Origin of the sequence: Vibrio sp. Vb1729, from assembly GCF_033338655.1 — a bacterium.
Classification (GTDB): Bacteria; Pseudomonadota; Gammaproteobacteria; order Enterobacterales; family Vibrionaceae; genus Vibrio; species Vibrio alginolyticus.
Window position 1 is genome coordinate 126,523 of record NZ_JAWOTB010000044.1, and the last position, 12,333, is coordinate 138,855.

8 protein-coding genes are annotated in these 12,333 nt (G+C 43.0%); 3 read left to right on the top strand and 5 right to left on the bottom strand.

What is annotated here, in order from left to right; all coding sequences use genetic code 11:
* Positions 1-58: 58 nt before the first annotated feature.
* Entirely contained in the window at positions 59-1,495 is a 1,437-nt protein-coding gene (locus R7E29_RS17260; protein ID WP_250158448.1) for an arylsulfatase, read from the bottom strand.
* Positions 1,496-1,742: 247 nt separating this feature from the next.
* Here R7E29_RS17260 and R7E29_RS17265 point away from each other — a divergent pair, with 247 nt between their 5' ends.
* Positions 1,743-3,260, top strand: coding sequence for an arylsulfatase (locus R7E29_RS17265; protein ID WP_005377761.1), 1,518 nt, complete (start codon positions 1,743-1,745; stop codon positions 3,258-3,260).
* Positions 3,261-3,367: 107 nt separating this feature from the next.
* Here R7E29_RS17265 and R7E29_RS17270 read toward each other — a convergent pair whose 3' ends face one another.
* From R7E29_RS17270 to R7E29_RS17280, 3 genes are all read right to left on the bottom strand, one after another.
* Positions 3,368-4,366, bottom strand: coding sequence for an HAD family hydrolase (locus tag R7E29_RS17270; protein WP_054576472.1), 999 nt, complete (start codon positions 4,364-4,366; stop codon positions 3,368-3,370).
* 162 nt (positions 4,367-4,528) lie between these two features.
* Positions 4,529-5,626, bottom strand: a complete 1,098-nt coding sequence (locus tag R7E29_RS17275) for a hypothetical protein (RefSeq protein WP_017634003.1) — start codon at positions 5,624-5,626, stop codon at positions 4,529-4,531.
* A 53-nt stretch (positions 5,627-5,679) separates the two neighbouring features.
* Positions 5,680-7,005 (bottom strand): anaerobic sulfatase maturase, encoded by a 1,326-nt coding sequence (locus R7E29_RS17280; RefSeq protein ID WP_033905217.1) that lies wholly within the window; start codon positions 7,003-7,005, stop codon positions 5,680-5,682.
* Between the two features lie 238 nt (positions 7,006-7,243).
* Here R7E29_RS17280 and R7E29_RS17285 point away from each other — a divergent pair, with 238 nt between their 5' ends.
* On the top strand, positions 7,244-7,972 hold the full coding sequence (locus tag R7E29_RS17285) for a formylglycine-generating enzyme family protein (protein ID WP_373921196.1): 729 nt from the start codon (positions 7,244-7,246) through the stop codon (positions 7,970-7,972).
* Between the two features lie 46 nt (positions 7,973-8,018).
* Here R7E29_RS17285 and R7E29_RS17290 read toward each other — a convergent pair whose 3' ends face one another.
* Positions 8,019-10,349, bottom strand: coding sequence for a tetratricopeptide repeat protein (locus R7E29_RS17290; RefSeq protein ID WP_054576471.1), 2,331 nt, complete (start codon positions 10,347-10,349; stop codon positions 8,019-8,021).
* Between the two features lie 389 nt (positions 10,350-10,738).
* Between R7E29_RS17290 and R7E29_RS17295 the strand changes: the two genes are divergently transcribed.
* Positions 10,739-12,304: an arylsulfatase gene (locus R7E29_RS17295; RefSeq protein ID WP_005377767.1), complete on the top strand. Its 1,566-nt coding sequence runs from the start codon at positions 10,739-10,741 to the stop codon at positions 12,302-12,304.
* The last annotated feature ends 29 nt before the right edge of the window (positions 12,305-12,333 follow it).

Consider the following 12,333-nt stretch of genomic DNA (forward strand, 5'->3'; position numbering starts at 1 on the left):
ATGAGATATTGAACCAAAAACATACCTCATGTATGCGAGAAAGAGCCATTGGGGTAAACTACTTCTGGCGTAATCCATCCACTGGAAATTGATTGAAATTCCCCTTGCTACAATCGGGCTCATATCCAAATGGAGCAGGGAAAGGAATCGTATCGCAGCTTGTTGAAACGGAAGATTCAAACTTTACTCTCTTTCCTATCATGATAGGAAATAACCATGTGGCATTATTTCTTAAATCAAACTCCTCTTTAGGGTCATCAATCAAATTGTATATTTCAGGGATCTGTAATGGGCGCCCTTTCTCCGGCATGATATCTTGATCAATAAAGTGCATCTTGTAATTTTCCCACTTATAAGCGTAGGTTTCAGATCCATTGTTAACGATGAAACCATCTCGATTAGACTTTTCACTATCTCCCTTTAAAAAGGCCCACTGATCAATACTATCTATTGTTCTATCGCTTGGTAATTTGTATCCACCGACATGAGAAAGTGAGGCAAATAGATCCACAACATGGATAATTTCATCACTCACTCTGCCCGGTTTGATGTGGTTAGGCCAAGAGGCAATAAATGGTGTTCGGAGAGAGCCTTCAAGAGCCGTAAAGTACGCACCACGCCATGGTCCGCTAGAGCCTTGGTATGGCATATGCCACTCTGGACCGTTGTCAGAAAACCAAATCACTAGTGTATTGTCTTTAATTCCTGCTTTTTCTATTGCACCAATAACTTGCCCAGCTCGAAAATCTATCTCAGCTAACACATCTGAGTAATTTCCTTTGCCTGTTTTACCAATAAAATCAGGATGAGGTAGCGTCGGTAAATGTGGTTGAGTAAAAGTAATTACAGAGAAAAATGGCTTATTCTCTTTCACATTTCGATTTATAAAATCTGTGGCATGTTCAACTAGCTCACTGTCAATCGTTCTACGTGAGTCCAAATTATATTCTTTGACCCCTTTAGGATCCTGCCCTACTCTAGCTGAAAGGATTTGAGGTTTAGGTAATATAGCTTTATAACCGGGTTGAGAGCTATATTCTGACTCATCCGTCGTATTTGCAATGCCATACCATTCATCAAAGCCTTGATCCGTTGGAAAGCGCCCTTTTTGGTCTCCCAAATGCCATTTCCCGTAAAGGCTCGTGTTATATCCTTGTTCCTTAAACTTCTCTGCAATGGTTATCTCCCAGTTCACCATACCGTAAGGCACTCCCCAAACAACCTTATCTGTCCCAGATCTAAGCGCTCGCCTCCCCGTCATGAATGAGGAGCGAGTTGGCGTGCATTGCGGTTCCACATTAAAATTAGTAAGGCGTACACCTTCTCTAGCAAGTTGATCTAAGTTTTTAGTTTCAACACCTCTGGTACTCCCATAGGAACTTAGTTCCCCCCACCCAAGGTTATCAACCAACATTACCACGACATTTGGTGTCTCTTCCGCAACCACTTCTAACGGGATACATAGAAACAGGATAGTTGCTAGTTTATTTTTCATAGTGTCGCCTTTCATTGAAATTCAATCCTGTAAGTGCGTCTTATCACACTTAAAACACACTAAAGTCTAGTCCATGTTAGTTAACATTTTTGAAAAACAGGGATTACTTGGAAGCAACAAAAAACCTCTACTATATTCAACTGACTACATTGTCTCATTTGGTGTCATCTCACTCGACTTCGCCATGATGAACACAATTAGTAACGTTATATAACGATAATGGATTCATTTATCGCGGAGGATTTTCATGCGAAACTCGATTAAAAAGGTAATGGCATTGGTCGGTACATTAGCTGCGTCCACAGCCTTTGCTGCCGATAAGCCCAACATCCTTGTGTTCTGGGGTGACGATGTAGGTGTATACAACATTAGTGCATATCACAATGGTATGATGGGAGGGAAGACTCCTAACATTGATAAAATCGCCAATGAAGGTGCCATTTTCACAGACGCTTACGCACAACAGAGTTGTACTGCCGGACGAGCCTCATTTATTCTGGGTCAACATCCGTTTCGTACCGGTCTATTGACTATTGGTATGCCCGGCGCAAAAGAGGGTATTCAATCGAAAGATCCTACTATCGCAGAGTTACTTAAAAATCACGGCTATGTGTCTGGTCAGTTTGGTAAAAACCACCTTGGTGATCAAGATGAGCACCTACCAACTAACCATGGGTTTGATGAGTTCTTTGGTAACCTATACCATTTAAACGCGGAAGAAGAGCCTGAGTCTGAGTTTTATCCAAAAGATCCAGAGTTTCGTAAAAAATTCGGACCTCGAGGCGTGTTGAAGGCGACTGCGGATGGCAAAATCGAGGACACAGGTCCCCTTACTCGTAAGCGTATGGAAAACGTAGACCGAGAGTTCATGGATGCTAGCTTGGCCTTTATGGAAAAAGCAGTAAAAGAAGACAAACCATTCTTTATTTGGCATAACTCAACCCGTATGCACGTCTGGACACATTTGAGTGAAGAATATCAAGGGAAGTCAGGTTACGGCTTATACGCCGATGGCATGATGGACCTAGATGATCAAGTAGGTGTCATGCTTGATAAACTTGAAGAGCTAGGCGTAGCAGATAACACCATTGTTGTTTTTAGTACTGATAATGGCGCTGAGAAATTTACCTGGCCAGATGGTGGTACTACACCGTTCAAGGGCGAAAAAGGTACGACTTGGGAAGGCGGATTCCGCGTTCCGATGATGGTACGCTGGCCTGGAAACATTAAACCAGGAACGGTTATCAACGATATCTTTTCACAAGAAGACTGGATGCCAACTCTACTCGCAGCTGTGGGCGAACCTGATGTGAAAGAAAAACTATTGAAGGGTCATAAAGCAGCGGGCAAAACCTTTAAAGCACATTTAGATGGCTACAACCAACTTGATCTGCTGACTGGTAAAGCTGATGAAGGCGCACGCAAAGAAATCTTTTACTTCGATGCTGGTGGTAATTTAAACGCCGTTCGTTATAAAGACTGGAAGATCCACTTCAGTATTATGGAGGGTGCCATTAATGAGGCATACCGCAAAACACCTAGTTGGCCTTTGATTGTAAACCTTCGTATGGATCCATTTGAGGTCGGTCCAGATGCAGCACTTTACGTCAGACATTTTTACGCTGATCAAATGTGGATGTTCGTTCCTGCTCAAGCTATCGTGCGTAAGTTCCTAGAGACATTTAAGGAGTTCCCTGCAACGAAAGGTAGCTCGTTAAGTATTGAAAAAGTGGTAGAAACAATGACACAGCAACCTAGAAACTAGACCCTAGGTATCGAAACTATTGTGGAATTAACTAAGGCCTCAATTGTGAGGCCTTTTATTTCGTTGCAATTGTTTGGTTGCAGCAAGTTATGGTCAAACAAAGATTATCATTTAGTGCTCTCTTTAAACACTTGATTCCAATCTTGTTTCATATCGACAAATAGCCAACCTTGCTCTTCACCTACTTTAAACGATTTATCTAACTTACCAACATGAGAATCTTTATCATACGCCCATTCACGCTTGTCATCCGTGTGATGGATAATCGCAGAAAATCTTGGACCTGAACCTGCTTTCGTCCACTCTAACATCTGTAAATCACCATCAGAATTACCGAACGCCATTACCGGACGTTTGCCAATGAAGTTTTGAATCGTCACAGGCTTTACTGCTTTGTCATTGACAAAGTCTATTTCCGGCATGCGTTGGATGGTAGGTTTTCCATCAACACTTTGATATTCCGCCTTTAACGTCGTTCCCACGATGTTTTGCGTTGGAATGCCGTATACTTCCGGCGCCCAAACGCGCATAAATTCAATTCCGCCTCCAGAAACGATGTAGGTCTGATAGTCGTTCGCTCTTAAATAGTCGAGCAGTTCGAGCATAGGTTGATATACCATTTCAGTGTATGGTCTACCCGTTGTTGGATGGACAGCCGTTTTCAACCATTCCTTAACTTCTTGATGAAACTGTTCAGTAGACATTCCAGAATGGGTTGCCATAACAAGCTTCATTACACCTTCGAGTCCTTGTTTACCAATCCCCTCCATGTCACCTTTTAATGCGGAAGCAAAGGGTTCGGTTGTCTTCCAATCAGGATGCTCAGAGGCCATTTCTTTTACTCTATCGATCGCAAAAAACAACTGTAGATAAACAGGCTTTTCTGCCCAAAGTGTTCCATCATTATCAAACGTCGCGATTCGTTGGCCTTCAGGCACATAGGAATCCGAACCTTGGGTCGTTGTTTTCGTAACAAACGCCATAATAGCTTGCTTAGCGTCAGTGTTGTTCCATGACGGAAGTGGATCTTGCATATCAGCAGCAACAGCGTAACTAGACAGAGCAAAACCTGTTGCTAAGACAATCGCCTTTAACTTTATAGCCATCTTAATTCCTTATATTGAGGTGCTAGGTGCGAATCCAATCAAAAGTATAGTTCAATTGAAACAGGCGCATATTGAACTGAAATATGCAACGGCCACCAAAAAGTGACAATGTCACCAATCTAGTCCACTATTTTATTAAAATAGGAACATGGAATTTACCGATTAGAGTTTAAATTCATTGGCTTCAACTGATGTAGAGGCACTTTTACGTCCCTTTTTCTGATTGAGCTCTTCAATAACATAGTCGGGAGCGACCTTCGTTAGCTCTGTTAAACAGTCATCCGTTTTAGGGTTGCCGTATCTGACATAGATGTCACACACGGCATACAATTGTTCTGGAGCACCGGATATCAAATACGCTTGCTCAAAAGCGTTGACAGACTTCTTCAAGTCTAACTCTTCTTGCAGAACACCATTTAAATACCAAAAGTAACTGTTCGTCTTTGCCATCGTCGCAGCTTTGTCTATTTCAAACGCCGCTTCTTTCTTTTTGTCTAATCTAACCAAAGCGAGAGATTTAGAATAATGCAGCGAGGCATCTTCTGAATTTAGCTTGATACCCTCGTCAAGCACGTTGATAGCTTTTTGGTCTAGCTGTTGCGCTCGGAAGTTGTCTGCATAGCTTAACCAAACTTGAGGGTTGTTTGGCTCAAGCTTAGTTAACTCTGGGTATATCAGCGCCGCTTTATCCCAATCACGATGCCAACGGTAAACGTCTGCAAGTAATAACTTGGAAACATTATCGTTCTTACTGGACAAGTGTGCTGTCAGCTCTGAAACAGGCCCTTCAAGTGACTGCTGTTGCTCTGAACTCAAATTGGCGTAATCTCGAACGAGGTTAATCGCTGCTGTAATTCGCACCATGGCGGCGTCATCACTCAATAATGGTGAAATCAAACGCCAACGGTGCTCAATCATATATGGCTGTGCTCCCACAATCGCAGCTTCGCGAATACCTGCATCTTCATCCTGCAACCCACGCGCAACTGCAACCAATGCATTTTGGCTTGGATAGTTGGCTAACTCACGTAAAGCATCAATACGTTTTTCTGAAGACAACTTTTTATTTTGCGCATCATAAGACAGCTTTTCGACTCGTTGCGCCGGTGTCATTTGAGCTTCTTGTGGAGTGACAACCGTTGTCGGCGATACTTGATCTGGGTCTAGCAATGTTGTTTCTTGTGCCACCACGGCTTGACTCGTAGCAATGCCGATCGAGATCACGAGTAATGATTTAGAGAGCAGCTTAATTTTTTGCATTCAATAACCTATATTCTTTCATTTCCGGGCCTGTAGCAGGCGTAGTGACTATCTTAAAACTTCGTTTCAAACACAGTCTGTGTTTGAGTAGCTTGCTGGCGTAGAATCTGGTCACTGTATTTACCGTGAACCACTGGGTTACCTGTCGCTCGTAAGATGTACGCCATCGACTGATCAACATGGGTAAAAAACTTCTTCCAACCCGCGCAGAGATAATTAAGACCAGGCTCACCTTGCCTAGTACGGATAAAACGGTTTTTCGGACATTCTCCAAAACATGCAAATTGATAATCACATTGAAGGCACTGTTGGGGCAGCGTACGACTTTTAGCAAACCCAAATTTCTGCTGCTTAGAGCTATAAGCGAGCGTATCGAGCTTTTCGTGATGAATGTTTCCAACCTTATATTCTGGGTACACGTAATGATCACACGCAAACACATCACCATTAGGCTCCATTGCTAAGCCCTTCCCGCAGATTTCACCTAACGTACACAGTGGGTTTTTTCTGCCCATCCAGGTTTCGATACTGGCTTCAAAGTACTGCACAAACACGTTGCCGATATCGTGTAAAACCCATTCATTGAAAATCGCGATCAGAAAATTTCCCCATGCTTCATCCGCAACGCAAAAAGGCTCAACAACGGCATCTTTATGACCTGGGATCAACCGTTTATCTCCTTGCTTTAGTTGCTCGTTTGGCTCCCAAGTTTGAGGGGCGGTTGTTCTGAATGTTTTCTGCTCAACTATTGGAATAAACTGCATTTGAGGGGAGCGTACTTCATCTCGCAAGAATCGGTACACTTCAAGTGGGTTACGGCTGGTCAAGTTGTTAACACAAGTGAGCGTAGCAAACTTTACTTCGTGCTTATGTAATAGTTCAACCGCATTCATGACTTGCCGGAATGTGCCTCTACCAGCTCGGTTTGTTCGATAAGCGTTATGCATCATTTCTGGGCCATCAATGCTTAAACCGACGAGAAAGTTGTTCGCCTTTAAAAACTCACACCATTCATCGTTAAGCAGTGTGCCATTAGTCTGGAGATCATTGGAGATCGTAATGCCATCGGGACGGTATTTATTCTGTAGCTCAACAATTGTCTTGAAATAATCCAAACCTAGCATTGTCGGCTCACCACCCTGCCAAGAGAAAATGATTTCAGGTGTATTCTGTCCCGCTATATATTGACGGATATAGGTCTCGAGCGTTTCCTCATCCATGACTGGTGAGCAGCCTGGCTTGTACTCAAGTAAATCTTGTTTGCTTAGGTAGTAACAATAGGTGCAATCGATATTGCACACTGCACCGATAGGTTTCGCCATGACATGTAATCGCTTGGATGCTTTTCCATTGAACTGCGGACCTTGAGTTATGTGCATTCATCACCTTCTTAGTTGCTAGCCTGCGCCCAACGGCGTTAAGACTAATCATTAAGTTAATCGCCTAGTGTGATGATAATGTTCAATTATTCGTGGCGCTTGTTATAGTGTGTATAACTGTTTTTCATAGACTTGCCTGATAAAATTTTTTGATCATAAATGTTGATGGAGCTCCCCTATGAAGCATTCCAAAAGTAATACTCTTTACCTTGGTGCCACTATTTCGATTTCGCTAATTATGACTGGATGTGCAACAACACAACCTAGCCCTCTTGCTCAAAAAATCGATCAAGATATGGTTCTTATTGAAGGTGGACCATTTACGATGGGCTCGGATAATCCATCAGCAAATAAATCCGAGCGCCCGGCTCGCACCGTTCGCGTGGATGATTTCTATTTGGCAAAATTTGAGGTAACCCAAGAGTTATTCGAATCGGTTACAGGCTCTTCTCTGAGTTATTTTAGAAACCCAAATACGCCCGTGAATAACATTAGCTGGCAACAAGCCAATTATTTTATAAAGAAATTGAATGAAAAAACGGGAGAGCACTATCGTTTACCCACCGAAGCAGAATGGGAGTTTGCTGCGAAAGGGGGGAATCTAAGTCAAGGATTCACTTACGCGGGGTCTGATGATATTAACGACGTTGCCTGGTATGCCAGTAACTCAAACAATAAAGCACACAAGGTAGGTCAGAAAAAACCGAATGAGCTTGGCTTATACGATATGACGGGTAATGTTGGTGAGTTTGTTATTGATGCCTTTGATGAAGGCTATTACAAATCGGCACCAAGTGATAATCCGGTAAACGCAAAAGATGAAAAAGAAAGCCTTGCACACAAGTCTGTACGAGGTGGTAGCTTTGCCTATGATGCTGACGAATCCGAAAACTATCGTCGCGATTTTGCTAGCCAGTCAGTCATCATGTCCGATATGGGGCTGAGATTAGCGAAAGACGCTGATTAAACTAAGTAAGAAAAAAGTGGAGCGATAAAAGCTCCACTTTTGGTAATTAGCTCCTATTGACCCCAACAATAGAGGCTTTAAGCTGATCAATAGCTTGTTTAGGTGCATAGTGACTAAGCTCTTGTATGCACCTATCGAAAGCAAAAGCGACAGCACCTTTTTTATGATTTCTCGCTAGAACCTCGCATTGAGCATACAAGTGCTGTGGATTGCCACCGACTTCAAATGCTGTTTGCAACGCTTTACTGGCTTCTAGAACATCGCTTTTTTCTAGAGCTAGACCGTACACGTACCAATAATGAGCATTAGTTTCACCAATTTCTGCGGCGCGTCTAAGTAGCTTTTTCGCATCATCGGCTTTGCCTTGACGTAACAAAGAAAGACCTGCGCTGTATGGTAACGTGCTGGATTTAGGTTGAGCTTTCATCCCTTGTTGTAGCACCGTGAGCGCAGCTTCTTCTTTACCTAGGTGACGATACAAATCTGCTAGGTTAACGTAGCTATTTTCGAAATAGGGTTCGATGCTGATCGCTTGTTTATACAGCTCGGCCGCTTTGTCGATTTCACCTAAGCTGCGGTACACATTCGCCAAATTGGTTCTTCCGAAACCACGATCGGCATTAAACTCTTGAATTTCCATGTACTCTTCTAAAGGCGATTTAATGATATCTTTTTGTAAAGGGGTCATTTGTGCGTAGTTCGCTACCAGCACCGAGGCAGCTTCCGCTCTCACTGAAAGCACCGGGTCACCAAGCAATGGCTCTAGAATCCGCCACCGATCATGAAATTCATAACCAGACGAGCCTGAAATTGCCCCTAATCGAACCATTTCATTCTCATTCTTAACGGCCCTAGCCAAAGATACTGTTGTATTTTGGTCAGTGTTGCCCCCCATTCTCTCCAGGGCTGAGGCGCGAATAATGTCTTTTAACGACGAATCCTGAGCAGAGTATGCCAACGCATTTGCTGCTCCTTGATGACCAATTGAATCCGCATAAAATGCGACAGCAAAATGTTGCTGATTACGATACTTCGAATTCGGGTACCATTTTGCTATCTGTTCATCGGCCCATTGATTGCTTTTATCTTCATGGCATGACATGCAAACATTGGGCGTTCCAATATGTTTGCTCAAATCCGGTCGTGGAATATGCCAACTGTGGTCTCTACGAGGATCGACTTGCATGTAAGTCGTTTCTGGCATGTGACAAGTCGTACATTGCGATGCTTCAGATCCAGCCTTATGAAAGGTATGCTTTTCAGGTGTATATTCCGATGCAATATGGCATTGCGAACATACTACCTCTTCTGGGATCGTTAACTCTGCCGTGTGTGGATCATGGCAATTAGTGCACGTGACCCCCTTCTCCGCCATTTCAGATTGAAGAAACGAACCATAAACATAATCTTCGTCGTAAATCTGTCCATCATGATAGTAGAGTTCAGGTGTTATAAGACTTAAGCGATATTTATCAAAAAAAGAACCTTTAACATGATCACCTGTTTCATTTAACTGGGTTCGGCGACTATGGCATTGAGCGCATGTTTGCACTTGATTGGTTGCTTCAATTGATTTCGGCTGTAACGTACTATGGCCTTCCTCAAACACCCAATCCGACACTGCTTTAGACAAATTTCGATCAAAGCCATAATGGCTGTCATGCTCAAAAGAAGTGCCAGCATTTTTGTATTTCTTGGCCAGTTCTATGTGCTGACTAGCGGGACCATGGCATGCTTCGCATCCCACATTAATCTCTGACCATGAGCTGTTGTAAGTGTTTTTGTCAGCGTCGTAATTCTTCTTTAGGTTCGTTGAATGGCAATCAGCACACATGAAGTTCCAATTTTGCCCGGTATTGGTCCAATAGAATTCATCCGTTGTTGTCGTTTCTGGATAAAGATGAAACCAACGCTGTCCCCCTTCAACTTTAGCTCTTGTGTCCCAAGCAAAAGGAATAAGCTGCACGCGGCCATCTTCAAACTCGACCATGTACTGCTGTAGTGGCTCCCAGCCAAATGTATAGCTGATCTTATAGTCATGCCATTGCCCGTCAGAGCCTTGAATGTTGACCCAATATTCGCCGCCTTTTTTAAAGAAACGATTAGGCATTCCTTTGTGCGTTACAACATGGTTATCAAAATCACCACGTACAGAGGTTGTACTTGCATGCTTCATGGCCATATCGTGATGTGACCCTTTCCAGGCCGCTACCTCGTTTTGGTGGCAATCTATACAAGCTTGTGTGCCAGCATATTCCGGATTTAAGCCTGAAGGAATATTTGGTTTCTCTATTAATAACTCTTGAGAAAAAGCCATAAAACTGACAACAACGTTGACCAGCAATAAAATGCGAAACCGGCCTGCCCACTGACTCATAGATATCCTTATATTTATAATGTACAACCTAAATCAATATAGACACTAAATCACTGGTTATACAAATAATTACAAGCAATACATAACGACTTTAGTATTGCTTTAGGACCGTAAAACAAGCGAGCATCCTATTGTTTTTCATTTCCATCCCCTCTTCTACTACGCAATAAAAATAAGGCTCTTCAGTGATCTAAATCTACTTTACGAATCTCTACAAACTAACAGGACAACCCTATTTCTTCTTAATTAACAAATGGTTACTACCTAGCAATAACTTATGGTTATATCGAGTATAAGAGGATTTTTTCTATATACATCATTAACTTATGCAGCAACTAAGCATAAGGCTCACTTGTGCTTATCTTTACTCTCAACAATCTGGAGTTTTTATGGCAAATCAATTGAGCAAAATCGCTGTAGGCGCAGGACTGTTAGCGGCGTCCAGTGCTGCTATGGCAGCCGACAAACCGAATATTCTGGCAATTTTTGGGGACGATATCGGCTACTGGAATATCAGCGCATACAACCAAGGTATGATGAGTTACAAAACGCCAAACATCGACCGTATCGCGAATGAAGGTGCGTTGTTCACAGATCACTACGGACAACAGTCTTGTACTGCTGGTCGCGCTGCCTTTATTACGGGTGAAGAGCCATTTCGTACGGGTTTGTTAACAATTGGTATGCCAGGATCTGACCACGGCATACCTGATTGGGCGCCAACCATTGCAGACCTGTTAAAAGAACAAGGTTACATGACGGGTCAATTTGGTAAAAACCACTTAGGTGACCAAGATAAGCACTTACCGACCAAACACGGCTTTGACGAATTCTTCGGTAACTTATATCACCTAAACGCAGAAGAAGAGCCTGAAACTTATTACTACCCTAAAGACCCAGAGTTTCGTAAAAACTATGGCCCTCGTGGTGTCATTAAGTCTTATGCCGACGGTAAGATTGAAGACACTGGCCCGATGACACGAAAACGTATGGAGCACGCAGATGAAGAGTTCCTAGAGAGCTCTTTGGCATTTATGGAAAAAGCAGTTAAGGCGGATAAACCCTTCTTTATTTGGCATAACGCCACTCGTATGCACGTTTGGACTCGCTTGCAGGAAAAATACCAAGGTAAATCAGGTGTAAGCATTTATGCCGATGGTATGCTGGAACATGATGATCATGTAGGTGTTTTACTCGACAAGCTGGATGAGCTAGGTGTTGCAGACAACACTATCGTTATCTACTCAACGGACAACGGCGCAGAAACCATGACTTGGCCAGATGGTGGGGCAACACCATTCCATGGTGAAAAAGGTACAACTTGGGAAGGCGGTATGCGTGTTCCTCAACTGGTTCGTTGGCCAGGCGTCATTAAACCAGGAACCAAGATCAATGAAATGATGGCGCACCAAGACTGGTTGCCTACATTATTGGCAGCTGCTGGCGTACCTGATGTAAAAGAAAAACTGGCAGAAGGCTACAAAGCAAATGGCAAAGAATGGCGTGTACATTTAGATGGTTATAACTTCATGCCATACTTTGAAGGTAAGGAAGAAAAAGGCCCTCGTGAGTCGCTGCTTTACTTTACGTCTAATGGTGAATTAAACGCTGTCCGCTGGAATGACTGGAAACTTCACTTTGCAACGCTTGAAGGGAACCTAAGTAACGCAGTTCGTTTTGCTCCGAACTGGCCTAAAATCATCCACCTACGCGCTGACCCATTCGAAAAAGGCCCAAGCGAATCACAAATGTACTTGCGTTGGATGGCTGACAACATGTGGCTATTTGTACCTGTACAAGACGTTGTGGGAGAGTTCTTTAAAACACTTCCAGAATACCCAATGCAACGTGGCACAGCGATGAACCCTGCTTCACTAAACTACGACTCTCTAAAAATGCAAGAGAAGCTGCAGCAACTAGACAAAGTTGAACAAGAAATCAGCAAGTTTAAGTAAACTAAGTTAACGTTAGTTAATCAGTAACA

Coding starts and splice junctions, on each gene's coding strand:
- R7E29_RS17280 (WP_033905217.1), bottom strand. CDS start 7,005: ATGCACATAACTCAAGGTCCGCAGTTCAATGGAAAAGCATCCAAGCGA.
- R7E29_RS17260 (WP_250158448.1), bottom strand. CDS start 1,495: ATGAAAAATAAACTAGCAACTATCCTGTTTCTATGTATCCCGTTAGAA.
- R7E29_RS17270 (WP_054576472.1), bottom strand. CDS start 4,366: ATGGCTATAAAGTTAAAGGCGATTGTCTTAGCAACAGGTTTTGCTCTG.
- R7E29_RS17290 (WP_054576471.1), bottom strand. CDS start 10,349: ATGAGTCAGTGGGCAGGCCGGTTTCGCATTTTATTGCTGGTCAACGTT.
- R7E29_RS17265 (WP_005377761.1), top strand. CDS start 1,743: ATGCGAAACTCGATTAAAAAGGTAATGGCATTGGTCGGTACATTAGCT.
- R7E29_RS17295 (WP_005377767.1), top strand. CDS start 10,739: ATGGCAAATCAATTGAGCAAAATCGCTGTAGGCGCAGGACTGTTAGCG.
- R7E29_RS17285 (WP_373921196.1), top strand. CDS start 7,244: ATGACTGGATGTGCAACAACACAACCTAGCCCTCTTGCTCAAAAAATC.
- R7E29_RS17275 (WP_017634003.1), bottom strand. CDS start 5,626: ATGCAAAAAATTAAGCTGCTCTCTAAATCATTACTCGTGATCTCGATC.